We start from the raw sequence: 25,650 nt of genomic DNA, 5'->3' as shown, positions 1-25,650 counted from the left end.
GCTGTTCATCCGTCAAGTTACGGTCGAGTAGTGAAAGTGTGAAGTTACGCGTCAGTAAAAACTTTCAGTGATAACCGGCGCCTCACGGGGCCACTGACGAACCGCCACCGGAGCACTGGCGAACCGTCACCAGGCAGGCCTGATCGGACCATAGGGGGCGATCCGCGCCGGACGCTCACGCAACGCCCGCGCCTCGTCCTCGCCGAGCAGTTCGACCCATCCCCCGACCGCGTCGGCGGCCGCCTCCTCCGCCGCCCGCGTGCAGGATCACGCCGCCAGCGCGCCCGGCATCACCGCGCGCGGGCCGAACCTGGCCCGCGCGCGGTCCGCGACCTCCTCGATGCGGCGGGCCTTCTCGTCCACGGGGTCGAAGGTGAGCTGGTGGGCGGCCTGGTCGGCGGGGGTCAGGCTCTCCGCGCGCAGGGCGAAGCCGCGGACCCGGGCCCGTTGCAGGCCGAGCGCCTCGTACATGCCGTAGGCGGCCCGGGTCAGGGCCGCCGAGTGCGCGGTCGGCTCCTTCAGGGTGCGGCTGCGGGTGGTCGAGGAGCGGTCGGCGTAGCGCACGGTCAGGGTCAGGGTGCGGCAGACCTTCTCCACCGCGCGCAGCCGGGCACCGATCTCCTCGGCGGCCGACAGCAGCGCCTTGCGGTGCCGTCCGGCATCCAACTCGTCGATGTCGAAGGTCTGTTCACTCATCAGTGACCGCGAGACGGCGTTCGGCACGACCCGGCCGCGGTCGATGCCGCTCGCCTTCTCGCGCAGCTCGCGGCCGGCCCTCGCGCCGATCAGCCGCTGGAGCGTGGAGAGCGGCGCGGCGGCGACCAGGCCCAGGGTGTCCAGGCCGTACTCGCCCAGGGTGCGGGCGGTCGCCGCGCCGATGCCGGGCAGCGCGGACACCGGCCGCCCGGCGAGGAACTCCGCGATGCCGTCCGGGTCCCCGGGCACCGCGCGGGTGACCCCCGGCCGGGCGTCACGCAGCGCCACGCGGGCCAGCATCGGACCCGGACCGGCGCCGATCACGCAGTCGACCCCGTACCGCGCGAGAGCCCGCACCCGGATCACCGAGGCCAGCTCCACCGCGCTGCGGCCGAAGTACCGCTCGGCGCCGCGCAGATCGGCCAGCGCCCCGTCCGGCGGCAGCGCCTCCACGACCGGGGTGAACTCCTCCAGCAGTCCGAGCAGCCCCGGCAGGGCCGCCTCGTACACCGGCGGCAGCTGGAAACGTACGCAGAGGATGGTCATCCCGCACTCCCCGGACTCTGGTGCCACAACTTCCTCATCGCCGCGGGCCCTTGTGAGGCGTCCTGGCCCGCGGGCCGCAGATCGGCCCAGGGGTGCATCTCGTACCCCGTGGGCATGCGGATCGTCCGGCCCTCCATCGGGTCACGGGCCGCGGAGCCGGCCGGCGCGGGCAGCCCGTCGGAACCGGCGAGCCGGGCCCGGGACGGACCGCCGTCGCCGTCCGCCGGGGGCCCGTCCCCGGCCGCGCCGGCCGGTTCGGCCAGCCGGGCCGCGACCCCGTCGAGCCCCTCCGCCTCCCGCACCTCGACCAGTTCGGCGAGGTTCCAGGCGGCGGAGCCCACCACGCTGAGGCTGCGCGGACCGCGCCGCTGCACCACTCCGCGCACCAGCAGCAGCCAGGAGTGGAAGACGGTGTGGGCGCAGGCGTCGTGCGAGTCGTCGAAGAACGCGAGGTCGACCAGGCCCGATCCGTCGTCCAGGGTGGAGAAGATGACCCGCTTGCCGGACCGGATCGGCGGGGTCTGGGTGGCCGCCTTGGCACCCGCGACCAGCACGGTCTCCCCGTGCCGGGCCTCGCGCAGCCGGCGCGCGGAGACCACGCCCAGCTCCTCCAGGAACTCCCGGTGGTCGTCCATCAGGTTGCGCGAGGCGTCCATGGACAGCACACCCAGCTCGGCGCTGAGCCGCTCCGCCGACGTCAGGTCCGGCAGGCCGGCCGGTGCCGTCCCGCGGCCGCCGGCCAACGGGAGCTGGCCGCCCCCGCCGCCCCGGGCGCCCCGGTGCAGCTCGGTCAGATGCAGTTGCAGATCACGCCGGTTGGCGCCGAACGCGTCCAGCGCGCCCACCTGGGCGAGCCGTCCCGCCAGCGGCCTGCTGGGCCGGGCCCGCTCCCAGAAGTCCAGCAGGGAGGCGTACGGCTGCCCGTCCGCGATCCGCCCCGCCTCGGCCTCGCTGATGCCGTGCACGTCGGAGAGGGCGAGCCGCAGCCCCCACACCTTCGGCGATTCAGACACCAGTTCGATCCTGTGTGCGACTCCGGACAGGTTGACGTCCAGCGGCAGGATCGGCACCCCGCGCCGCCGGGCGTCGGCCAGCAGCAGCCGCTTGGGGTACATCCCGGGGTCGTGTGTGAGCAGCCCGGCGTAGAAGGCGGCCGGGTGGTGCGCCTTCAGCCACGCCGACTGGTAGGTGGGCACGGCGAAGGCGACGGCGTGCGCCTTGCAGAAGCCGTACGAGCCGAAGGCCGCCACGATCTCCCAGGTCCGCTCGATCGTCTCCGCGCCGTATCCCCGGGCCGCCGCCTGCTGGGCGAACCACACCCTGATCCGGCCCTGCGACTCCGGGTCGGACAGCCCGCGCCGCACCCGGTCGGCCTCGCCCCGGCCGCAGCCGGTCATGATGGCGACGATGTCGATGACCTGCTCGTGGAAGACCACGACCCCGTACGTTCCGCGCAGCGGCTCCTCCAGGTCCGGGTGCGGATAGCGCACCGGCGACCGCCCGTGCCGGGCCTCGATGAAGGGCCGCACCATGTCGGCGGCGACCGGCCCGGGCCGGAAGAGGGAGATGTCGACGACCAGGTCGTGGAAGCCGTCCGGCTGGAGACGTCCCACCAGGTCCCGCTGGCCCGGCGACTCGATCTGGAAGCAGCCCAGCGTCTCGGCGGACCGGATCAGCCGGTACGTCTCCGGATCCCCCGGCGCGACCGCGTCCAGGTCGACCCGCTCCCCGGTCGCCCGCTCCACCTCGGCGACCGCGTGCGCCATCGCCGACTGCATCCGCACCCCCAGCACATCCAGCTTGAGCAGCCCGAGGTCCTCCACGTCCTCCTTGTCGAACTGCGCCATGGGCAGCCCCTCACCACTGGTCGGGACCACCGGCGTACGGGCGAGCAGGGAGGCGTCGGACAGGAGCACCCCGCACGGATGCATGGCGATCCCGCGCGGCAGGGCGTCGAGGGCCTCCACCAGCTCCCACAGCCTGCCGTACCTCTCCTTCTCCCCCGCGAGCCGCTTCAGCTCGGGCAGCTCCTCCAGCGCCGCCCGGGCGTCGCGGGCCCGGATGTGCGGGAAGGACTTGGCCACCCGGTCGATCTCGGCGGGGTCCATGGACAGAGCGGCACCCACGTCACGGATCGCGTGCCGCACCCGATAGGTCTCCGGCATGGAGACCGTCGCCACCCGCTCCGTACCGAACCGGTCGATGATCGCCCGGTACACCTCCAGCCGGCGCGCCGACTCCACGTCGATGTCGATGTCGGGCAGCACCACGCGCTCCTTGGACAGGAAGCGCTCCATCAGCAGTCCGTGCTCGACCGGATCGGCGTGCGCGATCCCGAGCAGATGGTTGACGAGCGATCCGGCACCGGACCCGCGTGCCGCCACCCGGATACCCATCTCCCGTACGTCGTCCACCACTTGGGCGACCGTCAGGAAGTAGGAGCCGAAACCGTGATGGCCGATGATGTCCAGCTCCTGGTGCATCCGCTCCCAGTACGCGCGCCGGTCGCCGTAGCCGAGCCGCAGCATCCCGGCGGTCGCCCGCGAGGCGAGCGCCCGCTGCGCGGTGCGCCGGCCGGCGCCGACGAGGTGCGGCTCGGGAAAGTGGACGGTGCCGATGCCGAGGTCGTCCTCGGGGTCGACCCGGCACTCGGCGGCGGTGGCCCGGGTCTGCTCCAGCAGCCGGTGGGCGGTGTCCCGCCGGTATCCGGCGGCCTCCACCACCCGCTCGGCGACCTGGAGCATGGTCTGCGCGTCCTTCAGCCATGCCTCACCGGAGTCCAGTTCCCCACGGGGGTCGACCGGCACCAGGCGGCGCGCGGCGTCCAGCACGTCGGCGACCGGGCCCTGGCCGGGATCGGCGTACCGGACGGCGTTGCTGAGCACCGGGCGCACCCCCTGCTCGGCGGCGAATCCGACGGTACGGGCGGCCAGCCGCAGGGAGCCGGCCCCCGTGCCCGTCCGGCCGTGCCAGACGGCCTCCAGCCGCAGCGCGTCCCCGTAGACCTCTCGCCAGGGGGTGAGCAGCCGCGCCGCCCGGTCGGGCCGCCCGGTGGCGAGCGCGCGCCCGACGTCCGACCCCGGTCCGAGCAGGACCAGCAGGCCGTCGCCGTGGTTGCCGGCCCAGGGCAGCAGCGGGGGCGAGCCGGCCGCGTGGGCCGCCGTGACGAGCCGGCACAGGTCGGCCCACCCGCGGGCGCCGTCCCGGGCGAGGAAGGTCACCCGGGGGGCCGACTCGTCCACGAAGGCGCCGCCGCGCACGGGGGCACGGCGCCTCTCCCGCGGCAGGGCCTCCTCGGCCGCCACCGCCAGGTTCACCCCGAACAGCGGACGGACGCCCGCCCCGGCGCACGCCTTGGCGAAGCGCACCGTGCCGGCGAGGGTGTCGCGGTCGGTCAGGGCGAGGGCGTCCATGCCCCGCTCGAAGGCGCGCTCGGCCAGCCGCTCCGGATGGGACGCCCCGTACCGCAGGGAGAACCCGGAGACGGTGTGCAGATGCGCGAAGCCCGGCACACACACCTCCCGCAGTCGTGAGCCCCGAACGGCTCTCGAACATCAGTTCCCAACTTCCTCCTCCACCATACCCCCATTCTCGAACGTGTGTACGACATCGGTTCGAGCGCCTCCGACCTGCGCAAACGTCCCCGTGACCGGACGGCGAAGCCCCGCCCCGGTGACCGGCTGGAAGAAGGTCTCCCCGCCGGAGGTCAGGCCGATGGCCTTGTCACCCAAGCGCCATGACGAAGCCCCCGCACGCGGGTCGCGTGCGGGGGCTCGGTGGTGCCGGCTCCGGACCCGTCAGGGCAGGGTGACGCCGTAGTAGCTCAGCGCCTCGGTCACCGGCTGGAAGAAGGTCGTACCGCCGGAGCTGCAGTCGCCGCTGCCACCGGAGGTCAGACCGTAGGCCACGCTGCCACCGTAGAGCGGGCCGCCGCTGTCGCCGCCCTCGGCGCAGACCGTGGTCTGGATCAGGCCGTAGACGACGTCACCGCTGCCGTAGTTGACGGTGGCGTTGAGCGCGGTGACCCGGCCGCTGTGCGTGCCGGTGGTCGAGCCGCGCCGGTAGACGGTCGTCCCCACGGACGGGGTGGCCGCACTGCTGATGGTCTGGCTGCCCACCGCGCTCGGGTGCGCGATCGAGGAGTTGGTGTAGCGGACCAGCGCGAAGTCGTTGCCCGGGAAGCTGTAGCCGACGTTCGTGCCGAGCACCGTGGTCTTGCTGGAGTTGCTGTACCACGTGGAGGCGACCTGGCCGCAGTGGCCCGCGGTCAGGAAGTAGTACGTGCTGCCGCTGTGCACGTTGAAGCCGAGCGAGCAGCGGTAGGCGCCGCCGTAGATGGCGTCGCCGCCGGTGATCAGCTTGTTGAACTTGCCGGGGGTGTGCTTGATGGTGAGCGCGCCCGCGTCGCTGCCGGCCTGCTGCTTGATCTTGGCGATCTCGGCCTTGGACACCGTGCTGTCGACGGTGACCAGGACACGGTTGGTCTTGCTGTCCACCGCCCAGGCCGTACCGGGGATGTCGGCCTTGAGGACGGAGTCGCTCGCCTTGGTGAGCTGGGTGGCGCTGAACGAGGGGGCGTCACTGGCGTTCGCGGTGGGGGCGGCGAACGCGGCCGCGGCCAGGAAGCCGGTGGCCACGGCCGTCAGCCTGGTCCGTCTCGCGGTGCCGCAGCGGGGAGTGGTGCGCTTGATCCTCACTTGTCGTTCCCTCCAAGGGAAGTCGGGGGCCCGCGTGGGGTCGGGGCCCGTGAGGCGCAGCCAGGGGCCCCGACCGGGAATTCGAATACGCATGCCCCTGACAAGCGCTGGGGGGAGTATTCGGCCGAACGGCCGGTCGGCACAAGGGTGCCTTTCGGCCGTCGGCCCGGAAGCACCCGAACGCACCAACGTGCGCCGGCGCCGGCCCCGGCCGCCTCGGCCCAGGCCGGCGCGCCCCGGGGGGCAGGCCGGCTCAGACGGGCTCAGCCGTGCTCAGCGCGCTCAGGTGGCGCTCCCCCGCCTCGACCGGCACGTCCAGCGTGTTGCCGGGGGCCGGGAAGGGGCAGAGGAAGTGGTCGGCGAAGGCGCACGGCGGGAGCTGGGCGCGGTTGAAGTCGACGGTCGTCCGCCCCTCGGCGTCCGGGGCGGGCGGGAAGAGGAAGCGGAACCGGAAGCTCGTGTCACCGCTGGTGGCGTCGGCGAACACCGCCCACAGCGACCCGTCCCGCTGCCGCGCCACTTTCAGCGTGCGTTCCCGGCCGGCCAGCGAGAAGGCGAGTTCGCCCGCGAGCTCGAACCCGCGCTCGCGGCCGTCCGCGTTGCCGAGCCGTACGGTGCGCGTGCCGTCGTACGGTGTGAACCGCCCCGGCACCGACCAGCGGGGGTCGTAGGAGTCCGCCTCGATGCCCCGGAAGGCGCGCCGGGCGGCGGACTCGGGGTCGTACACCCGTACTCCCCAGACTCCCTCGCGCACCAGAACGACCAGCCGCTTCGCGCCCAGCGCGACCCGCGCCCCGGCCTCCGGACCGGTGTCCGCGGCCAGCCGTGTCTCACCCGAGAAGGGCCGGCCGGCCACGGTCAGTCCGTCGGCGTCGGTGGCGGTGAGCACCACCCCCTCCTTATCGGCCACCCAGTTCCCGGGAATGTCTGGAAGTCGACCCTCTGGATGGTCCTCGATCCAGTGCGTCGCGGTCAGCGCGAGCGGCCCGTAGGGGGCCGAGACCGTCTCCACCCGCTTCTCGTGCCACTGCTTCCAGGCGTCCGGGGCGTCCGGGGCGTCCGTCGTCATGAAATCGGTTCCCTTCCTCTGTGGTCGGCTTTCCCGGGCCGGGCGGGCCCGGGAGGGGAGCGTTGCCCCGCTCACCGCGTACTGGTCGACGGGCCGGGGCAGGCCCAGGTGCTCGCGCAGCGTGCTGCCCGGGTAGAAGGTGCGGAACAGACCGCGGTGCTGGAGCAGGGCCACCGTGCCGTTGACCAGCCGCTCCAGGTCGCGGCGCGGTTCGACGGGCACGAGATGGAAGCCGTCGGTGACGCCGTCGGCGTGCCAGGCGGCCACCAGCTCCGCGAGGTCGACCGGGCCGCCCCGGTACAGCGGACCCCGCCCGGTGGGCCGCGGACCGCCGCCGCCGTGGCCGGGCCGGGCCGCCCGCTCCCCGTCGCCGAGATCCACCAGCAGGCTCACCAGAACCCGTAAGGAGCCCGGGCCTCGCCCGAACGAGCCTGCCCGCTCCAGCAGTCGGTCCCGTACACCGGCGGCCTCGACGGGGGTGGTGGCGCGCACCAGCGCCACGTCCGCGTACCGGGCGGCGACCGTACAGGCGTGCTCGTCGGTGGCGTCGACCACGCGGACGGGACGACCCTGCGGCGGCCGGGGCACGGCCGCCGGACCCCGGGCCGGGAAGGCGCCGCCGGTGGGGCCGACGCGGTGCGGGCGGTCCCGGCCGGGCAGCCGCCCGGTGGCCGCGTCCGGCATCTCGCCGTACCCCCGGGCGGTCTCCGGCCCCGCGGCCGGACCCGTGGCTTCCCCCGCCTCCCGCCCGGGCGACCCGGCGGACGGGGGTGCTCCCCGCTCCGGCGAGCGCTCGCCAGAAGCGCGCCGCCGGCGGGGCATCCGGGCCTCCCCCTCGATGCCGGACAGGTCGATCCGCCAGCCGGCCCGGCCCCGGCTGACCCGGTCCAGGGTGGCCACGGCGCCCTGCTCCCGGAAGGGCTCGGGGTGGGCGGTGGTGACCGTCGGCACCAGACCGATCCGCCGGGTCGCGGGCGCCACCCGGCACAGCATGCCGAGCGCGTCGGGCCCGGGCCGGGTGAAGGAGTCGTCCAGCGTCACGAAGTCCAGCCCGCCGTGCTCGGCGAGCCGGGCCAGCTCGACACAGGACTCGGCGTCGTGGGCCCCCGGTTGGTCGAGAGCGGCGGCGAGGTGCAGCAGCCCGCCGCCGTACCGCGGGCTCACGTCGGCACCCCGGCCCGCTCCGCTCCGCCACCCGGCCGTCCCGGGCACCGCTTCCCCTCGCGCCCCGCGATCACGGTCCGCACCCTCACAGCACCTTCGCCAGGAACGCCCGGGTCCGCTCCTCCCGCGGAGCGCCCAGCACCTCCTGCGGCGTCCCCCGTTCCACGATCCGCCCGTCGGCCATGAACACCACGGTGTCGGCGACCTCCCGGGCGAACGCGATCTCGTGCGTGACGACGATCATCGTCGTGCCCGTCGCCGCCAGGTCGCGGATGACGTCCAGGACCTCCCCCACCAGCTCGGGATCGAGCGCGGACGTCGGCTCGTCGAACAACAGAAGCTTCGGTTCCAGCGCGAGCGCCCGCGCGATGGCGACCCGCTGCTGCTGCCCGCCGGACAGCTGCCGCGGATAGGCGTGCGCCTTGTCACCGAGCCCGACCCGCTCCAGCAGCCGCTGTGCGCTCTCCACGGCCTTGGCCCGGGGCCGCTTCAGCGCGGACACCGGTGCCTCGACGACGTTGTCGAGGACGGTGAGGTGGGGGAAGAGGTTGAAGTTCTGGAAGACGAACCCGATCCGGGTGCGCTGCCGGAGCACCTCGCGCTCGGGCAGTTCGTACAGCCTGTCCCCGGCCCGTCGGTATCCCATCAGCGCGCCGTCCACGCTGATCTCGCCGCGGTCCACCTTCTCCAGGTGGTTGACGGTGCGCAGCAGCGTGGACTTGCCGGAGCCGGAGGGGCCGAGTACGACGGTGACCTCCCCGGCGGCCACCTGGAGGTCGATGCCCCTGAGGACGTCGAGCGAGCCGAAGCTCTTGTGCACGGACCGGATGTCGACCATGACGCTCATCGAGCGGGTTCCTTTACATGTGAGTCGGTCAGGAAGGACAGCACCGCCCGGGCGGTCGCGTCGTTCTGCCGGAACGCGGGACCGCCGGTGCGCGGGCGGGTGAACGCGCCGGGGGTCCGCGCGTCGGTGTACGGGCCCAGGGCGAAGCGCCGCGGGTGCGGGCGCCCCGTGCGGCCGAGGATCCGGCCGTCGCCGGGGTCGACCCGGAGCAGCCCGTCGGGGGTCTCGGCGGCGCCGTCGGCGTGCAGTTCGCGCAGCAGGCTGTCGCGGGCCCGCCGCACGGTGGGCTCGGGCAGCCGGGCCTCCACCAGCGCGCGGGACTCGACGCCGAAGCCCGGCACGGTGGGGCTGGTGGCCCGGAACACTCCGTTCTCGGCGGTGACGGCCATGCCGGCCCCGACGAAGCGGAGCACACCGGCCCGGGACAGCGCGAGCATCTGCCGCAGCCGGGGCCCGGGCGGGCCGGACGCCAGGTAGCTGAAGAACCCGTGCCACCAGGGCCCGATGTCCCCGAGGCGCACCAACTGCCCGTAGACGGAGAGCAGCCCGAGGAAGACGGCCAGGTCGGGGCTGTGCGAGGGATCGTGCCTGCGCTCGAGGTCCGCCTCGATGTAGTCCCCGAGCGCTCTTTGGAAGTCGTCGTGGGAGGCGTACCGCACGGCGTCCAGCGGGCGGTCGAGCGCGGCGAGGTCGAGCCGGTCGGCCGGGTCCGGCACGGCGCCGGCGGCCAGCGCCAGGGCTTCCGCCGGGTCGTCGGCCGCCGCGTACTTCTCCTCGAAGTCGGCCCAGGCCATCGTCGTACGCCCCGGGTGGGCGGTGAAGAGCCGGTGGTAGTGGGCGAAGCCCAGCTCCTTCTCGACCAGGGGCCACACATCGCGCCGGAAGTCGAAGCCGCCGGGTCTGGCCAGCAGTTCGTCCACCTCGGCGGGGCCGAGGAAGCGCGGCAGCGGCGGGCGGTCGCCGGTCCAGTCGTAACCGATCTTCGAGTGGTACGGCACTCCGCGCCGCGACCCGACGTACAGCACGGGCTCCCGCCCCGAGGGGAGGTACCTCTCCCCCTCGTACCGCCCGCCGCGCCCCTCGGTGAGCAGCACCATCAGATCGACGAAGGCCAGTCCGAAGCCGCGGACGAGGACGGGTTCGCCGGCCTTCAGCACGGAGAGGTCACTGTCGGCGGTGAAGTCGGGCGGCAGGTGCACCAGGCCGTGCTCCCGGGCGTAGGCGGCCAGGCGGGCCTGCTCGGCGTCGAGTTCGCCGTCCAGGTGGCCCACGGCGAGGATCACCAGGTCGGCGAGGAGCGGGCGCGGGCGGCCCTCCAGCCACACCTGCTGACGGCCCTCGTCCGGGCCGCCGATCCGCAGGGCGCGCCGCGGGTGGTGGTGGACGGTGACGTCCGGGGGCAGTTCGGCCAGGGCCCGTTCGTACACCCAGGCCAGATAGCGGCCCTGGAGCTGCCGGTCGGCGAAGGTACGGCCGTGCAGCTCGGCCCACTCGTGCAGGGTGGGGCCCTCGCGCACCGGGCCGGCCATGGCCACCGTCTCGTCGGTGAACATGGTGACGTCCTCGGCGTGCGAGTTCATCCACAGCAGCGGCGACTGCTCCTGCCGCCAGATGCGTCCGCCGCCCGGTGGATGGGGGTCGACGAGGTGGATGTCGAGGCCCGGACCGCTGTACAGCGCGGGCGCGTTGGCGGCGAGGCGTTCGAGGATGCCGGTCCCCCGCGGTCCGGCACCCACGATCACCAGCTGCTGCCTCATCGGGCGTGCTCCGTGCCGCGCGCGTAGTGCTTCTCGACGTAGTGCTGGCCGATGCCGAGCAGCGAGGTGATCACGGCGTACCAGAGGGTGGCGACCATCAGCAGCGGGATCACCTGGTACGTGCGGTGGTAGATCAACTGGGCGGAGAACAGCAGGTCGTTGACGGCGATGACGCTGACGATCGAGGTGCCTTTGAGGGTGCCGATCAGCATGTTGCCGGCGGGCGGCACGATGGCGCGCATCGCCTGCGGCAGCACGATCCGCCACCAGCGCCGCCACCGGCTCAGACCGAGCGCCTGGGCGGCCTCGATCTGCCCGTGGTCGACGGAGAGGATGCCGCCCCGGACGACCTCTGCGGCGTAGGCGGCCTCGTGCAGGGTGAGGCCGACGACGGCGACGGCGACCGGGCTGAGCAGGTTGACGGTCTTCACGCCGAGCACCTGCGGGTACAGCGCGCCGATGTTGAACCACAGCAGCAGCTGCACCAGGATCGGGATGGACCGGAACAGCCACACGTACCCCCAGCCGACCGCCCGCAGCACGGGGTTGGCGGACAGCCGGAAGGCCGCGAGCAGGGTGCCGAGCGCGAAGCCGAGGACCATCACCACCGCGGTCAGCCACAGGGTGAGCCACAGTCCGCGCAGGACGGAGTCCGAGGTGAAGTAATCGGCGACGACGCCCCATTGGAACGCCTCGTTGCGCAGGACGGAGTTGACGGCGAACCCGAGCAGCGCGAGGACGACGACGGCCGCCGTCCACTGGCCGTAGCGGCGCTGCGGGACGATCCGCGGGGCGTCCGCCGGCTCGGGTATCTCCGGTGCGGCGGGAACTTTGGCGAGGGTGTCGGATGACATGCGAAGGCTCCGTGACGCGAGTCGTCGGTACGGGTGGTGCCTTCACACGGGCGCGCCGTACGGCGCGGACACGGCCGAGCCCCTCAGCAGGGCCGTGCCTCGAGAGTACGGGGGCGTTTCGGTCCGCTGTCAAGGCTGTCCGTACTGTGAGCCGCAGATCTCAAGTCGGTTGACGCGGAACCGAATGCCTGTTCCACTTGCCCCATGCATCCGCAGCAGTGGCTGGTCACCCGCTCCCACATCGACTTCGGTCGCGTGTGGTCCTGTTCCTGTTGAGCTGACCCCCTGCGTGCGCCTGCCCCAGCGGCGGGCCTGCTCGCGTTCTCTTCGCTGTTCTCCGCCTTCACACGCGCACCCCTCCCCTCGCGTTTCCGTACATCCTTCCGCTTCAGGAGACCGCTGACCGATGCGTACGCCCTTTTATCGGCATTTCATGCCCTTTGCCACCATTACATCGGCCGCTCTGCTGCTCACCGCCTGCGGCTCCGGGTCCGGGGGGCCGGGCGGTACGGACGCCTCCGGAGCGGCGGCCCAGAACGGGGTGCCGACCACGGATGTCGTCTCCGCCGTACGCAAGGACGAGGCCGCGGCGCGGCTGCTGCCCGCCGGCACCACTGCTCTCACCGTCGCGGTCAGCGTCGGCGGCACCCCGCCCGGCACCACCTACCTCGGCGACGGCACCACCCTGACCGGCCAGGACGTCGACTTCACCAAGGCGGTCGGCCGGGTGCTCGGGGTCAAACTGAAGGTGGAGCAGGCGAGTTTCGAGGCGATCCTGCCCGCCCTGGACAGCGGCAAGTACGACTTCGGCGCGAGCAACTTCGGTGTCACGGACGAGCGCCGCAGGACCATCGACTTCGTCACCTACATCAACGACGGCCAGGGCTTCGCGACCCGCAAGGACAGCAAGCTTTCCAAGGTCACCGATCTGAAGCAGCTGTGCGGCCTGAACGTCGCGACCAGCGCCGGAACGACGTTCGAGGCCACGCTGGAGCAGAACAAGCACGTGTGCACCGAGGCGGGCAAGAAGGCGTACCAGGTGCAGACGTACGCCGAGTCGAGCGCGGTCTGGTCCTCGCTCCAGCAGGGCCGCAGCGACATCGTGATGTCCACGATCAACGGGCTGCGCTACGCCGTCGCGCACCAGCAGGGGCTGAAGTTCCTCAACGAGTACCACCGTCTGGACGTCGGCTTCGCCTTCAAGAAGGGCACGAAACTGGCGCCCGCTTTCCAGGCGGCGGTCAACAAGCTGCTTTCCGACGGCACCTACGACCGGATTCTCGAGAAGTGGGGTACCTCGGGCTCGGCGATCAAGAAGTCCCGGATCAGCCCGCCGGAATTGAAGAACTAGCGGCGCCCGCCCGCCGTAGCGGGGCAGCAGCGGCAAGGATGTCCATGGGCCGGGGAATTGCACGAGCGGGGCCGGGCGTGCGGGGAGGGGTCCAGGTTTCCGACAGGGCGTCAGTCCGCCGCCCCCGCACGGCATCCGGCGCATGCGCGAGCCGTCCGGCCGGCGCCGGGGGCTAGGGGCACCCCGTCGGGACCGGGGTGCCGGGCCCGGCTGGGAATTCGATGCCGGGCTGCCGACCGACGGCGGCACCCGGGGGCGGCCGGTGCCGACCGAAGCGCCGGAGACGACCGAAGCGCCGGTGCCAACCAAGGCGCCGGTGCCAGCCAAGGCGCCGGAGACGACCAAGGCGCCGGAGACGACCAGGGCGCCTGGTGCCGGTCACGGCGCCGGAGCCGGAGCCGGACGTCGCCCCGCCGCGCCGCGCTCCCCGGCCCGACTCCGGCTCCCGGTCCTGGGCCCCGGGCCACGGCTCCGACCCCCGGTCCTGGGCTCCGACTCCCGGCCCTGGACCCCGGCTCCGGCTCCGGCTCCGGCTCCGGGCCACGGTTCCGACTCCCGGCTCCGACTCCCGGTCCTGGGCCCCGGGCCACGGCTCCGACTACCGGTCCTGGGCCCCGGGCCACGGCTCCGACTCCCGGTCCTGGGCTCCGACTTCCGGCCCTGGACCCCGGCTCCGGCCCCGGGCCCCGGCTCCGGCTCCCGGCTCCCGGTCCTGGGCCCCGGCTCCGGCTCCGGGCCGCGGTTCCGACTCCCGGCTCCGGCTCCCGGTCCTGGGCCCCGGGCCACGGCTCCGACTACCGGTCCTGGCCCCGGCTCCGGCCCCGGGCCGCGGCTCCGGCTCCCCGCTCCCCGCTCCCCGCTCCCGGGCATGTCACCGGCCCGTACCGACGCGTGCACTCGGCGGACGGCGGCGGCGAGCCGCGCGCCGTGACTCTGTGCGACGGGCGCGGTCCCCATGCAAGGCAGCGCGCACCGACCCGCCGTACGACCCGTGCCGCTCGCCGGGCGGTCCTGAGGCTCTGTCAGAACCGTGACCAGGAGCCCCTCGTGGTCACCGCCCGCGAACCTGGCGCGGCCCCGACGCAGCGCCGGAACAGCGCCCGCACATGGGCACCGGCCGCCCGCCTCGGACCTCTCGCCGAACCGGCGGGAGCAGGGTCTGACGAATCCGCACACAGCATCCCCCGTACTGTGATACGACGTTGTTATTCACCCGTACGCACCGCACATCACCCGTCCGCCGCTGACAATCATATTTCACTCTCAGTCAGCAGCCGTATGAGTCGCGACCCTTGGGGCACAAGGACTCTCGACGGATCGGCTGTGCACCAGTACCGTCACAAACCCCCCGCGCGGCGTCTATCCACTTGGCGCGCCGTCCGCATCATGGATGACCATAGGGATGCGGAAAGCAAGAAGGACTGCTGTGAGAGGAGGCGTCCATGGGATCGGTACGCAAGGCGAGTGCATGGCTCGGCCTCGTCGACGACAACGATGACGAGCGCTATTACGACGACGACTACTCCGAGGGCACCGAGCCCGGGGACGCCTGGGTCACCGACCCGCGGGTGAAGGTGGCCACGGACACGGCCGAGGAGAAGGGCCGCCGGATCGGCACGGTCACCCCGGACAGCTTCCGGGACGCCCGCGCCATCGGCGAACTGTTCCGGGACGGTGTCCCGGTCATCATGAACCTCACCAACATGGAGCCCGGCGACGCCAAGCGGGTCGTGGACTTCGCGGCGGGGCTCATCTTCGGTCTGCGCGGTTCGATCGACCGCGTGTCCAACCGCGTGTTCCTGCTGACCCCGGCCGACACCGAGATCATCAGCGGTGAGGCGTCCGCGCACCGCTCCGACGGCTTCTTCAACCAGAGCTGAGGCAGGGCCGTCCGCCGGCCCTGCCCCCGCCGGGGCTCACCGGAAGGCGTCGAGCCCGGTGAGCGCCTTGCCCAGCACGAGCTGGTGCATCTCCACGGTGCCCTCGTAGGTGAGCACCGATTCCAGGTTGGTCGCGTGCCGCATCACCGGGTACTCCAGGGAGATCCCGTTGGCACCGAGGATCGTCCGCGCCGTCCGGCAGATCTCGATGGCCTCGCGGACGTTGTTGAGCTTGCCGAAGCTGACCTGCTCGGGACGCAGGCGGCCGGCGTCCATCCGGCGCCCGAGGTGGTGGGCGAGCAGGATGCCCTTGTGCAGTTCCACCGCCATGTCGGCCAGCTTGGCCTGGGTGAGCTGGAACCCGCCGATGGGCCGCCCGAACTGTTCGCGCGACCTGGCGTAGCCGAGGGCCGCCTCGAAACTGCTGCGCGCGGCGCCCATCGCGCCCCAGACGATGCCGTAGCGGGCGTGCGAGAGACAGCTGAGCGGTCCGCGCAGCCCGGTGACCTCCGGCAGGACGGCCGTGCCCGGCAGCCGTACGTCGTCCATGACCAGTTCGCTGGTGACGGAGGCCCGCAGGGACCACTTGTGCTTGATCTCCGGCGCCGAGAAGCCGGGGCTGCCGGTGGGCACGACGAAGCCGCGGATGCCCTCCTCCGTCTGCGCCCAGACGACGGCCACCCCGGCGACCGAGCCGTTGGTGATCCACATCTTGCGGCCGTTCAGCACCCAGTCGTCGCCGTCCCGCTTGGCGTGGGTGCGCATGGCGGCGGGGTCGGAGCCGTGGTCGGGCTCGGTCAGCCCGAAGCAGCCGATCACCTCGCCGGCGGCCATGCGCGGCAGCCACTCCCGCTTCTGCTCCTCGCTGCCGAACCGGTGGACGGCGTACATCGCGAGGGAGCCCTGCACCGAGACCAGGGACCGGATGCCCGAGTCGGCCGCCTCCAGCTCCAGGCAGGCCAGTCCGTACTGCACGGCCGTCGCGCCCGCACAGCCGTATCCGGTCAGGGACATCCCGAGGGCACCGAGGGAGCCGAGTTCGCGCGCGAGGTCGCGGATCCCGGGCAGCTCGCCCTTCTCGTACCAGTCGGCGACGTACGGCAGGACGCGGTCGGCCGCCCAGCCGCGCACGGTGTCCCGGATGGCCAGGTCCTCCGGCTCCAGCAGGTCGTCGATGCCGAGCGGGTCGGCCGCATCGAACGGGGGCAGCTTGGCGGACGCGGACATGGGGCACCCTCCGGAACACGGGACATCGGCAAAACTAGCAGCGCTAGTTACGGCTCTCCGGCCGACGTTACGGTGCAGTGTCCCGCACGTCCAGAGGAGGTCAGGCCGAGACCCGCGACTTCCCGGCCGCCGCCTCGGCCCGGGCCTCCGCCTCCCGCGGCGCCGGCAGCTCCACCTCGCCCCCGGCCGGCTCCTCGCCGCACTGCATCACCCACGGCAGCCGCAGCGCCATCACCGCACCCAGCAGCAACAGCCCCGCGCTCACCAGCAGCGTCACGTGCAGCCCGTGCACGAAGGAGTCCCGCGCCGCGCGGCGCAGCGCGGCCCCGGCGGTGCCGCCGATCCGGCCGGCGACCTCGTACGCCTCCCCGAGCGAGTGGCCGGCCGCGGCCGACTCGTGCCGCGGCACGCCCGGCACCGAGCGCAGCCCCGGCGCGTAGGCCGCGTTCATCACGCTGCCCAGCAGCGCGATGCCGATGCCGGCGCCCAGCTGGTACGAGGTCTCGCCGATCGCCGCCGCCCCGCCGGCCCGGTCGGCGGGGGCCTCGCTGAGCATCGACTCGTACGCGCCGAAGAGCGTGGTCTCCAGGCCGAAGCCGAGCAGCACGAAGCCGGCCAGGAGCAGTGCCGTGTCGTCGGTGCCGCCCATCGCCGTCAGGGTCAGCACCGCGACCGCCGTCAGGCAGAAGCCGCAGCACACCATCCGGCGGGGGCCGAACCGGCGCAGCATGCGCGCGCCCGCCAGGCCGGCCGCCATGGCCGCGACGGTCAGGGGCAGCAGCCTGAGGCCGGTCTGCAGCGGGGACAGACCGAGCACCAGTTGGAGGTACTGGGCGGCGATCAGCTCCAGGCCGACCAGCGCGAGCATGGCCAGCACGATGCAGCCCACCGAGGTGCTGAACGCGGGCCGGCCGAACATCCGCAGGTCCACCAGCGGATGCGGGTGCCGTCGCTGGCGCCGGACGAAGAGGAAGAGGAGGGCCGCGCCGATCAGCAGCGGCAGCACGGTGAAGGGGCTGGCCACCGCCTCCCCGCCGCCGAGCCGCTTCACACCGAGGACGGTGCCGAAGAGCCCGGCCGCCGCCATCAGCGCGCCCGTCACGTCCCAGGGGCCCTTGCGCTCGCCCCTCGACTCGGGCAGCAGGATCCGGCCCACCGGGAGGCTGACCAGCATCAGCGGGATGTTGACCAGGAAGACGGAGCCCCACCAGAAGTGCTCCAGCAGGAAGCCGCCGAGCAGTGGCCCGACCGCCGCGCCGACCGCCGCGACCGCACTCCAGATGCCTATGGCGAGGGCGCGCTCACGCCGGTCGGGGAAGACCTGGCGGAGGATCGACAGGGTCGCCGGCATGATCATCGCGCCGCCGACGCCGAGCAGTGCGCGGGCGAGGATGAGCGTCTCGGCGCTCTGGGCGAACGCGGCCACGGCGGAGGCCACACCGAAGAGGCCGTAGCCGAGCAGCAGGACACGTCTGCGGCCGATCCGGTCGCCGAGGGTGCCGAAGAGGATCAGCAGCGAGGCGCAGACCAGCGGATAGACGTCGACGATCCACAGCAGTTCCATGGCGCCGGGCCTGAGGTCCTCGGTGACGGCGGGGACCGCCACGTGCAGCACGGTCGCGTCGAGTGCGACGAGCAGCAGGCTGGCGCAGAGGACGACGAGGACGAGCCAGCGGCTCGTACCGGTCTGGGCCGCCCGACGGCGCGGCCGTACGGCAGCCGTGGTCGTCCCGGACATCTACGTACCTCCCAGATGATCCCTCGCGGGGGGCGGACCGACGGGACGGGTACTCCCTGTCGTACGGCCGGAGCGAGCGGTGTCTCCGGCCCGCGCAAAGCCCTCGCGGGTGACTCGCCAGCGTACGCGAGTTCACCGCGCGGTCACGTGGCGGACCTCTCACACGCACGGCGGAACCCATGTGGCGTACACCACCTCACCCCCTCTTGACCGGGACCCCGCGACCGGTACCGTCCGCCGCGCCGTCGATAATCGAGCCCGTGACCGATCTTGAAACGCGCGTGGCCCCACCCCACGCCCCTCTTCTGCGCCGGGCCGTGCCGGCCCTCCTGGGCTACGCGGCGGTCCGCGCCCTGGGGCTGGCCGCGCTCGTCGCGTGGAGCGCCGCGCGCGGCAAGAGCGCGTACTCCCTGCTGACCGCGCGCTGGGACTCGCTCTGGTACACGCGGGTCGCCGAGCTGGGCTACGGCTACGAGGTGCGGCTGCCGAACGGTGACGTCCACTCCAACCTGGCGTTCTTCCCGCTGCTGCCGTGGCTGGAGCGGCTGCTGCACTCGGTCACCCCGTTGTCGTACGCGGACGCCGGGTTCGTGGTGAGCCTGCTGGCCTCGCTCGCCGCGGCGGCCGGGATCTACGCGGTCGCCGAGCGGGTGTACGGGTCCCGGACCGGGATCTGTGCCGTGCTGCTGTGGGCCGTGCTGCCGGTGGGGATCGTGCAGTCGATGGCGTACAGCGAGTCGCTGTTCACCGCACTCGCCGCCTGGTCCCTGTACGCGGTGCTGACCGGACGGTGGGTGAGCGCGGGCGCGCTGGCGGCGCTGGCGGGACTGACCCGGCCGGTGGGGGCGGCAGTGGTCGCCGCGGTGTGGACGGCGGGCGTGATCTCGTTCGGGCGAGAGCGCGGCGCGAAGCACACGCCGGGCGCGCTCCCGCCCCCGTACGCCCCCCGATGGCGCCGCGCGCTCGGCATGCTGCTCGCTCCGCTCGGTGCCGCCGGGTACGTCCTCTGGGTCGGCCACCGCACCGGCAAGGGCCCGCTCGGATACCTGGACGTTCAGGCCGGGTGGCGCAACGGCTTCGACGGCGGCTACGCCTTCGCGCGCTTCGTGGCCGACAAGTTCACGTCGTTTCCGTCCGCCCTGGCCGGCCTGGGCCTGATCACCGGGGTCGCCCTGCTGATCTGGCTGTACGTCACCGGTGTGCGCGGGCGTCAGCCGGTGGAGCTGCTGGTGTACACGGGCGTCGTACTCGCCCTGGCCCTGTGCGCGTCGAGCTACTTCGGCTCCAAGCCGCGGCTGTTGATGCCGGCCTTCCCGGTGCTGCTGCCGCTCGCCCGCGCCCTGGCCCGGCCGCGCACACGGCGATCGGCCCTGGTCACGGCCGCATTGGCCGTCGGGGCGGCGGCCTACGGGGCTTTCTGGCTGAACGGCTCCGGTCCCCCGTGACCGACACGACCATCCGATGACGCCCCGGAAAATTCCACGCCAGGACCGGGTTAACGCATTCATAAGCGCCATATAAACAACACCCGGCATGATCAAAGGAATTGACCTGAGCACTCTCACCGGATTGCGGAATCCAGGAAATTCGGCTCGCCCTTGAGACCTTTCCCACATCACATCGTCATCACAAAGCCGCTGTTTCGACCGGGAACACAGCTCACTCGCTGTAACGTCGATTGGGTGCGTACCGAACGAAACCTCACCCGGCGTCTGGACCGGGTGTTCGCCAGGCTGGACCGTGAGCCGGAACGACCGGCCCACATCGATGTGCCGAGGATGAGCCGGCACAGGGTCGTGCTGTTCTCCGCGACCCTGGCTTTCTATCTGGCGATCGTGTGGGCCGTGGTGACCACCTCCTGGCTCGTCCGGCTGGACTGGCAGGTCATGTTCTTCCGGCCGTACCAGCAGTGGCCCGAGATCCATGCCTTCCTCGACTACTACGTGGTGCTGGGCCAGCGCGGCCCCACCGCGGTGATGGTCGCGGCCTGGCTCGGCTGGCGCTCCTGGCGGCAGCACACCATCCGCCCGCTGCTGACGCTGGCCGCCTCCCTGCTGCTGCTGAACATCACGGTCGGCGCCGCCAAGCTCGGGATGGGGCGCCTCGGTCCGCACTACGCGACCATCATCGGCTCGAACGAGATGGGCCTCGGCGGCGATATATTTCCCAGCGGCCACACCGCCAACGCGGTCGTGACCTGGGGCATCCTGGCGTATCTGGCCTCCACCCCGAGAGCGCGCCGCTGGCTGTCGGCCCTCTCCGCGGTCACCTCGCTCGGCGTCGGCCTCACCACCGTCTACCTCGGTACGCACTGGCTGAGCGACGTGCTGCTGGGCTGGGCCGCGGGCCTGCTGATCCTGCTCGCCCTGCCCTGGTGCGAGCCACTGATCGCCCGGACGGAGCTGTGGCTCTTCGACCTGCGCGATCTCTGGCGCGCCCGGCGCAGCCGGCCCGTGTCCGAGCCCGCCGTCCCGGTCACGCCGGTCGCGCTCAGGCCGCTCGGCACCCACACGGAGCAGCCGGTGCCGGCCCGCGAGCCGGTCTCCTCGACCCGGGCCTCCCGGGGCGTGGCGCACCTGGCACCCGGAGCGCACACGGCCCGTTCGGAACGCCCGGTCACGCCGGCGGGCAGCCGTCGGCCGCCGCACGCCGACCGTCTCCCACGCGGCACGTCCCAGCCGGCCCGCCCCCTGACAGGCGGCTGACGGCGGGAACGGCAGCGGGTCCGGTACGCACCACCACCCCCGCGCCACGGCGAAGGCCCCGCTCCCTCCCCGGGAGGCGGGGCCTTCGCCGTGCAGTGCGGACGGGCCGTCAGCCCTTCCAGGCGCGGGCCACCCGGTCGTCCCGCACCTCGAAGTTCAGCCGTCCCGCGCGGTATTCCATGGTGATGATCGCGCCCGGCGGCAACGACCGTACCGTCGACCAGCCACGCTGCCGGGCGAGCCGCTCGGCGTGCGCGGCGTCGAGACCGACGTACCCGTCCGGGCTGTCCTGAGGCTCCGCTGGCGGAGTGGGAATCGGTGCCATGCGGTCACGCTAGTCGGGCACGGCCGCGTAAGAGAAGTATCCGGCCACCGTCACACTTCGGTCACAGCTTCCCGGACCGCGCATGCGCCGAACTCCGTCACACGTACGGGGGTTTCCGTACGCCTTACCGGGGTAATCGAACGAAATTCATGTGTGCCGACGGGCCTCCGCGAATTCCCCGTGGAAAGCATCGCGGCGCCCGTCGAGGGCGGCTCCGCGGCTCGATTCCCCCCACAATCGGATGGGATGACACCGCGACTGACGCCCCATGGGAATTTCACGGATTCACCACACAACCGCCGGACGCCCCCTGTCGGAGCCGCGGCCCGGCGAGCATCATGGCGTCGGCTCGCGGGTACGCGTGCCGCGGGCCGGGGTCGACCCCCTGGAGCGGGCCCGGGCGCGACGATGCGAAAGGGCGTGGGAGCGATGGGGACCGAGACCGTGAGGGCGACGGCGGGAGCGGTGCGGCGGCGCCGGGGCGGACGGCTGGTGGTGGACTGGCTCACCACCACCGACCACAAGAAGATCGGTCATCTGTACCTGATCACGGCGTTCGGGTTCTTCCTCGCCGGCGGTGTCATGGCACTGCTGATGCGCGCGGAACTCGCCCGGCCGGGGCTGCAGATCATGAACAACAACCAGTACAACCAGCTGTTCACGCTGCACGGCACGATCATGCTGCTGCTGTTCGCGACCCCGAGCTTCGCGGGCTTCGCCAACGAGCTGATGCCGTTGCAGATCGGCGCCCCGGACGTGGCCTTCCCCCGGCTGAACATGCTGTCGTACTGGCTCTTCGCGTTCGGCGGGCTGATCGTGCTGGGCTCGCTGCTGGTGCCGGACGGGCCGGCCGCCTTCGGCTGGTTCGCCTACGCGCCGCTGAACGACACCGCGCACTCCCCCGGCATCGGGCCCGACCTGTGGATCATGGGCCTGGCGCTGTCCGGCTTCGGCACGATCCTCGGCGCGGTCAACTTCGTCACCACCATCGTCGGCATGCGCGCGCCGGGCATGACGATGTTCCGGATGCCGATCTTCACCTGGAACACCCTGTTCACCTCGATCCTGATCCTGCTGGCGTTCCCCGTGCTGGCGGCGGCGCTGCTGGTGCTGGAGGCGGACCGGCGGTTCGGCTCGCAGGTGTTCGCGGCGGCCAACGGCGGCGCGCTGCTGTGGCAGCACCTGTTCTGGTTCTTCGGCCACCCCGAGGTCTACATCATCGCCCTGCCGTTCTTCGGGATCATCACGGAGATCATCCCGGTGTTCAGCCGCAAGCCGGTCTTCGGCTATCTGACGCTGGTCGGCGCGACCATGACGATCACGGGACTGTCCGTCGTGGTGTGGGCGCACCACATGTTCGCGACCGGGGCGGTGCTGCTGCCGTTCTTCTCCTTCATGTCGTTCCTGATCGCGGTGCCGACGGGGGTGAAGTTCTTCAACTGGACCGGCACGATGATCAAGGGCTCGCTGTCCTTCGAGACGCCGATGCTGTGGTCGGTGGGGTTCCTGGTGACGTTCCTGTTCGGCGGCCTGACCGGGGTGATCCTGGCGTCCCCGCCGATGGACTTCCACGTCACGGACTCGTACTTCGTCGTGGCGCACTTCCACTACGTCGTCTTCGGCACGGTCGTCTTCGCGGTGTTCGGCGGCTTCTACTTCTGGTGGCCGAAGTTCACCGGCAAGATGCTGGACGAGCGGCTCGGGAAGATCCAGTTCTGGACGCTGTTCGTCGGCTTCCACACCACGTTCCTGGTGCAGCACTGGCTGGGCGCCGAGGGGATGCCGCGCCGGTACGCGGACTACCTGGCGGCCGACGGCTTCACCACGCTCAACACGGTCTCGTCGATCGGCGCGTTCCTGCTGGGCCTGTCGACGCTGCCGTTCCTCTACAACGTCTGGAAGACCGCCCGGTACGGCGAGCGGGTGGACACCGACGACCCCTGGGGCTACGGCCGCTCCCTGGAGTGGGCGACGTCCTGCCCGCCGCCCCGGCACAACTTCGTCACCCTGCCCCGGATCCGTTCGGAGTCCCCGGCGTTCGACCTGCACCACCCGGAGTACGCGGCACGAACTCCGCAGCCCGAACCGAAGAAGCACCAGGCCGGCCCCTCCTGACCGCCGGCCGGGCGACGCGGGCAGCCGCCGTCCTCCCGGGGACGGCGGCTGCCCGTCGGCGGCGTGTCCGGCGCTCAGAGCGCGAGGCGCTGGCCGGGCACGATCAGATCGGGGTCGTCGCCGATGACGGCCTCGTTGGCGGCGTAGACCCGCTGCCAGGTGGTCCCGTGGCGGGCGGCGATGGTGCTCAGGGTGTCGCCCTCGCGGACGGTGTAGTCACCGCGGGAGGCGCTGCGTCCGGTGGCGGCCGCCGGGCGTTGCCGCGTCCTCGCCGGGGCGGAGCCCGTCGAGGCGGACTCCTGCGGGGCGGACTTCGGTGTCACGGACCTCGGCGTCACCGACGTCGGCGTCGTGCTGCCCGTCGAGGCCGACGTACCGGAGGAGCCGGTGCGGGCCGCCGCGGGAGCGGCGCCCGAGGCTCCGGCCCGGACCGAGCAGACCGGCCAGGCGCCCCATCCCTGGGCCTGCTGGACCTGGGTGGCGACGGCGATCTGGGCGCTCCTGCCGGCCTGGTCGGCGGTCGGGGCGTAGGCGGTGCCGCCGTACGCGCGCCAGGTCGAGGCGGAGAACTGGAGCCCGCCGTAGTAGCCGTTGCCGGTGTTGATGTGCCAGTTGCCGCCGCTCTCGCACTGGGCGATGCGGTCCCACACTCCGTTGTCCGCCGCGGCTGCGTTGCCGGTCGCGGCCAGCAGGCCCAACGGGGCCAGCAGGGCGGCTCCGGCGAGCGCGGCCGTGGCGCGGCCCTTGCGGGCGCCGTCGGGACGGGCGGTGTTGCGGGTGGTATCGGCACACTCGGACATGTAGTTCCCTCTCCACGTACCCGGGCTCCCCCAAGGCGGAGCGCGCCTGACCGCGTATGGCCGCGGTTCCGCGCGCCCGCCCCGTCCGCCGCGGCCGGCACAGGCGGTCGTGCTTTGCCTGGTGCCGGCCGGCCGGCGGACGTACCCGAGCGGTGCTCGTTGCACACGGCGGAGGAATGTAAGGAGGACGGGCAGCCGGAATCAACCAACTCGCCTTCAGTCCAGGCCAGTTGGACGTTACCGCAGGTATCGGCGATTTCAGGACACCCACTACATCCTCTGATGTAATGATTTTTCGACCACCCACTGAAGCGATCTGTGACCCACTTCACCTGTTCAAGTTCCCTGGCGATGCGCGAAGTTGACGGTGTGTGGCCGAATCCGCACCAAAGGTGACCCTGCGCGGCGGAAGGTTCGAACCGGTCCGCCTCGGGGCGTGACTCCCACCACAGGACGCCCGTTGTCTTCTTCATGAGCCCGCGACCCCGGGGGCTCATCGGCCGGGAGCCACCCGGCCGACCCCCAGCACCGCATCCCGAGGGAGCCACCCGTGCCGCGCATGCTCGACGTTAGCGACGCCGTACGCGCCGAGATCGGCGACGAAGAAGCCGACCGGCTGCTCGCCGGAGAGAACGCCCCGGGCAGTTACGACTGCACGTCCTGTCGCACCCCGGGCGACTCCGAACAGGAGCGCACCAGCACCGTCCTGTTCGTCGGTGACGAGACCGCCGTCCTCGCCTTCGCCCACGCCGGCTGCCTGCCCTCCCAGGTCGTCCAGGTCACGGAGGAGCAGTTGCAGGGCGCCGTCCGGTCCATCGGCACCGCCGCCGGTGACGTCGCCGGCGGTGTACCGCACAAGGCCGTGCCCGAGCAGGCGGTGCTCGGCGTGACCAGCGGGCTCGTCCTGATCGACGGCGAGCTGCACCCCGCGCTCGTCGTCGAGCCGACCTCGCCGATCGTCCGCCCGGGCACCGTCGGGGCCGGCGACGACTTCCTTCCGCTGCTCGTCGAACAGGGCTTCACCCCGGCGACCGAGCTGACCTCCGTCCCTCCGGTGCTGCACGGCTGGTCCGTCCTGCTGGCCATGGGGCAGCTGCACGCGGTGCTCCAGCCGGGGAACAACGGCGGGCAGCCGGTCGCCTGGTGGCAGGCGCACCAGCCGCTCCAGGTCACGGACAGCTGGCGGGCGGCGGCCAACAAGCACCAGCAGGTGCTGATGTTCGCGGCACCGGTGGGGTCCATCGGCCGGCAGCCGCGCGAGGACCTGCTGCGGGACGCCCTGGACAGGGCCGCGGCGGGCGGGCAGCTGGTCGCCGCGGCGCTGCCGCTCGCCGGCACCTGAGCCCCGGCCACGCCTGCGACCGCATCCCTTTGGATTCCCGGTCGTTTGGACATACGTGCACGCATACGACACTTCTCCCCGCCGGTCGTCCTTCTCCGCCGTCCCCTCCGCGAGGACGGCGCAGGAGCCCTCCGGCGGCCCGTCGGCCACACCGATCTACGACACGCTCTACGCGGAGTGGGTCAGGAGCTTTCGCACACTGCCGGGGGACCGCAGCGGTGAGGAGGAGCTGAGGTTCAGCGCCTTCGGGGAGTTCCCCGACGGTACGGGCGGGTACGGCGGCCACCGGGCGGGGTCGTTCAGCAGTTCGTACAGCGCCTACAGCGCGGGGGCCTACAGCGCCCGGCAGCAGTCGCAGTGGCAGCGGGTCGGCACACTCGGACGGCAGCAGGACACCGGGATGATCTACGTCCCGGCCACCGGCCTGCCGCCGGGACCGCGCCGTGGCATGTGACGGGCGCGCGTACGACGTGAGGGGCGGTCTCCACCGCACCCAGGGCGCCGGACCTGGTCGACCGCGACTTCGTCGCCGACACA

At 72.5% G+C, this 25,650-nt stretch carries 18 protein-coding genes and 2 pseudogenes; 7 read left to right on the top strand and 13 right to left on the bottom strand.

Annotation, left to right across the window (positions count from 1 at the left end):
• Positions 1 to 126: 126 nt before the first annotated feature.
• The 9 genes and pseudogenes from AB0B40_RS22700 to AB0B40_RS22660 all read right to left on the bottom strand — a co-directional run.
• Positions 127 to 267 (bottom strand): annotated as a pseudogene (locus AB0B40_RS22700) (MarR family transcriptional regulator); the annotation flags it as partial.
• The gene (locus tag AB0B40_RS22695; protein ID WP_362265233.1) at positions 268 to 1,242 is read right to left on the bottom strand and encodes a hypothetical protein; all 975 of its coding nucleotides are present in this window, start codon (positions 1,240 to 1,242) and stop codon (positions 268 to 270) included. It abuts the pseudogene before it with no gap.
• The gene (locus AB0B40_RS22690) at positions 1,239 to 4,754 is read right to left on the bottom strand and encodes a DNA polymerase III subunit alpha (protein ID WP_362265231.1); all 3,516 of its coding nucleotides are present in this window, start codon (positions 4,752 to 4,754) and stop codon (positions 1,239 to 1,241) included. Before AB0B40_RS22690 ends, AB0B40_RS22695 begins: the two co-directional genes overlap by 4 nt.
• Positions 4,755 to 5,039: 285 nt before the next feature.
• On the bottom strand, positions 5,040 to 5,939 hold the full coding sequence (locus AB0B40_RS22685) for a S1 family peptidase (RefSeq protein WP_345048883.1): 900 nt from the start codon (positions 5,937 to 5,939) through the stop codon (positions 5,040 to 5,042).
• Positions 5,940 to 6,192: 253 nt separating this feature from the next.
• Positions 6,193 to 7,008 carry a DUF1684 domain-containing protein gene (locus AB0B40_RS22680; protein ID WP_362265295.1) on the bottom strand — a complete coding sequence of 272 codons (816 nt, stop codon included), beginning with the start codon at positions 7,006 to 7,008 and terminating at the stop codon, positions 6,193 to 6,195.
• Positions 7,009 to 7,074: 66 nt separating this feature from the next.
• Positions 7,075 to 8,172: pseudogene (locus AB0B40_RS22675) on the bottom strand (LLM class flavin-dependent oxidoreductase); the annotation flags it as partial.
• Positions 8,173 to 8,257: 85 nt separating this feature from the next.
• Positions 8,258 to 9,019 (bottom strand): amino acid ABC transporter ATP-binding protein, encoded by a 762-nt coding sequence (locus AB0B40_RS22670; RefSeq protein ID WP_345048881.1) that lies wholly within the window; start codon positions 9,017 to 9,019, stop codon positions 8,258 to 8,260.
• Entirely contained in the window at positions 9,016 to 10,776 is a 1,761-nt protein-coding gene (locus AB0B40_RS22665; RefSeq protein ID WP_345048879.1) for an FAD/NAD(P)-binding protein, read from the bottom strand. Before AB0B40_RS22665 ends, AB0B40_RS22670 begins: the two co-directional genes overlap by 4 nt.
• Positions 10,773 to 11,630 carry an amino acid ABC transporter permease gene (locus AB0B40_RS22660; RefSeq protein WP_345048877.1) on the bottom strand — a complete coding sequence of 286 codons (858 nt, stop codon included), beginning with the start codon at positions 11,628 to 11,630 and terminating at the stop codon, positions 10,773 to 10,775. Before AB0B40_RS22660 ends, AB0B40_RS22665 begins: the two co-directional genes overlap by 4 nt.
• A 433-nt stretch (positions 11,631 to 12,063) precedes the next feature.
• On the opposite strand from AB0B40_RS22660, the gene AB0B40_RS22655 reads away from it, so the two are divergent.
• Together AB0B40_RS22655 and AB0B40_RS22650 are read left to right on the top strand one after the other, a co-directional pair.
• Entirely contained in the window at positions 12,064 to 12,981 is a 918-nt protein-coding gene (locus AB0B40_RS22655; protein WP_345048876.1) for an ABC transporter substrate-binding protein, read from the top strand.
• A gap of 1,442 nt (positions 12,982 to 14,423) precedes the next feature.
• Positions 14,424 to 14,861, top strand: coding sequence for a cell division protein SepF (locus AB0B40_RS22650; protein WP_161291769.1), 438 nt, complete (start codon positions 14,424 to 14,426; stop codon positions 14,859 to 14,861).
• 36 nt (positions 14,862 to 14,897) lie between these two features.
• Here the strand turns inward: AB0B40_RS22650 and AB0B40_RS22645 are convergent, their stop codons facing one another.
• A complete protein-coding gene (locus tag AB0B40_RS22645; RefSeq protein ID WP_345048872.1) occupies positions 14,898 to 16,088 on the bottom strand; it encodes an acyl-CoA dehydrogenase family protein in 1,191 nt (396 codons plus the stop codon).
• Positions 16,089 to 16,188: 100 nt separating this feature from the next.
• On the bottom strand, positions 16,189 to 17,826 hold the full coding sequence (locus AB0B40_RS22640) for an MFS transporter (RefSeq protein WP_362265226.1): 1,638 nt from the start codon (positions 17,824 to 17,826) through the stop codon (positions 16,189 to 16,191).
• Between the two features lie 260 nt (positions 17,827 to 18,086).
• Here AB0B40_RS22640 and AB0B40_RS22635 point away from each other — a divergent pair, with 260 nt between their 5' ends.
• A complete protein-coding gene (locus AB0B40_RS22635) occupies positions 18,087 to 19,271 on the top strand; it encodes a glycosyltransferase family 39 protein (RefSeq protein ID WP_345048868.1) in 1,185 nt (394 codons plus the stop codon).
• A gap of 237 nt (positions 19,272 to 19,508) precedes the next feature.
• Positions 19,509 to 20,531, top strand: a complete 1,023-nt coding sequence (locus tag AB0B40_RS22630) for a phosphatase PAP2 family protein (protein WP_345048866.1) — start codon at positions 19,509 to 19,511, stop codon at positions 20,529 to 20,531.
• Between the two features lie 109 nt (positions 20,532 to 20,640).
• Here AB0B40_RS22630 and AB0B40_RS22625 read toward each other — a convergent pair whose 3' ends face one another.
• The gene (locus tag AB0B40_RS22625; RefSeq protein WP_345048864.1) at positions 20,641 to 20,856 is read right to left on the bottom strand and encodes an I78 family peptidase inhibitor; all 216 of its coding nucleotides are present in this window, start codon (positions 20,854 to 20,856) and stop codon (positions 20,641 to 20,643) included.
• Between the two features lie 429 nt (positions 20,857 to 21,285).
• Here AB0B40_RS22625 and ctaD point away from each other — a divergent pair, with 429 nt between their 5' ends.
• Positions 21,286 to 22,971, top strand: coding sequence for a cytochrome c oxidase subunit I (gene ctaD, locus AB0B40_RS22620; protein ID WP_345048863.1), 1,686 nt, complete (start codon positions 21,286 to 21,288; stop codon positions 22,969 to 22,971).
• 74 nt (positions 22,972 to 23,045) lie between these two features.
• Here ctaD and AB0B40_RS22615 read toward each other — a convergent pair whose 3' ends face one another.
• Positions 23,046 to 23,771, bottom strand: coding sequence for a transglycosylase family protein (locus tag AB0B40_RS22615; protein WP_362265224.1), 726 nt, complete (start codon positions 23,769 to 23,771; stop codon positions 23,046 to 23,048).
• 550 nt (positions 23,772 to 24,321) lie between these two features.
• On the opposite strand from AB0B40_RS22615, the gene AB0B40_RS22610 reads away from it, so the two are divergent.
• Both AB0B40_RS22610 and AB0B40_RS22605 read left to right on the top strand, forming a co-directional pair.
• Positions 24,322 to 25,113: a hypothetical protein gene (locus tag AB0B40_RS22610; protein ID WP_345048860.1), complete on the top strand. Its 792-nt coding sequence runs from the start codon at positions 24,322 to 24,324 to the stop codon at positions 25,111 to 25,113.
• 55 nt (positions 25,114 to 25,168) lie between these two features.
• Positions 25,169 to 25,567 carry a hypothetical protein gene (locus tag AB0B40_RS22605; RefSeq protein ID WP_345048859.1) on the top strand — a complete coding sequence of 133 codons (399 nt, stop codon included), beginning with the start codon at positions 25,169 to 25,171 and terminating at the stop codon, positions 25,565 to 25,567.
• Positions 25,568 to 25,650 lie beyond the last annotated feature (83 nt).

The sequence above is a fragment of the Streptomyces sp. NPDC042638 genome (assembly GCF_040647235.1).
Classification (GTDB): domain Bacteria; phylum Actinomycetota; class Actinomycetes; order Streptomycetales; family Streptomycetaceae; genus Streptomyces; species Streptomyces rameus.
This window is presented reverse-complemented; position numbering and strand designations above follow the sequence as displayed.

What these genes read in the sequence shown, in the direction of transcription:
- AB0B40_RS22625 (WP_345048864.1), bottom strand. Translation starts at nt 20,856, where the DNA reads ATGGCACCGATTCCCACTCCGCCAGCGGAGCCTCAGGACAGCCCGGAC.
- AB0B40_RS22665 (WP_345048879.1), bottom strand. Translation starts at nt 10,776, where the DNA reads ATGAGGCAGCAGCTGGTGATCGTGGGTGCCGGACCGCGGGGGACCGGC.
- AB0B40_RS22680 (WP_362265295.1), bottom strand. Translation starts at nt 7,008, where the DNA reads ATGACGACGGACGCCCCGGACGCCCCGGACGCCTGGAAGCAGTGGCAC.
- AB0B40_RS22695 (WP_362265233.1), bottom strand. Translation starts at nt 1,242, where the DNA reads ATGACCATCCTCTGCGTACGTTTCCAGCTGCCGCCGGTGTACGAGGCG.
- AB0B40_RS22650 (WP_161291769.1), top strand. Translation starts at nt 14,424, where the DNA reads ATGGGATCGGTACGCAAGGCGAGTGCATGGCTCGGCCTCGTCGACGAC.
- AB0B40_RS22645 (WP_345048872.1), bottom strand. Translation starts at nt 16,088, where the DNA reads ATGTCCGCGTCCGCCAAGCTGCCCCCGTTCGATGCGGCCGACCCGCTC.
- AB0B40_RS22615 (WP_362265224.1), bottom strand. Translation starts at nt 23,771, where the DNA reads ATGTCCGAGTGTGCCGATACCACCCGCAACACCGCCCGTCCCGACGGC.
- AB0B40_RS22670 (WP_345048881.1), bottom strand. Translation starts at nt 9,019, where the DNA reads ATGAGCGTCATGGTCGACATCCGGTCCGTGCACAAGAGCTTCGGCTCG.
- AB0B40_RS22660 (WP_345048877.1), bottom strand. Translation starts at nt 11,630, where the DNA reads ATGTCATCCGACACCCTCGCCAAAGTTCCCGCCGCACCGGAGATACCC.
- ctaD (WP_345048863.1), top strand. Translation starts at nt 21,286, where the DNA reads ATGGGGACCGAGACCGTGAGGGCGACGGCGGGAGCGGTGCGGCGGCGC.
- AB0B40_RS22655 (WP_345048876.1), top strand. Translation starts at nt 12,064, where the DNA reads ATGCCCTTTGCCACCATTACATCGGCCGCTCTGCTGCTCACCGCCTGC.
- AB0B40_RS22640 (WP_362265226.1), bottom strand. Translation starts at nt 17,826, where the DNA reads ATGTCCGGGACGACCACGGCTGCCGTACGGCCGCGCCGTCGGGCGGCC.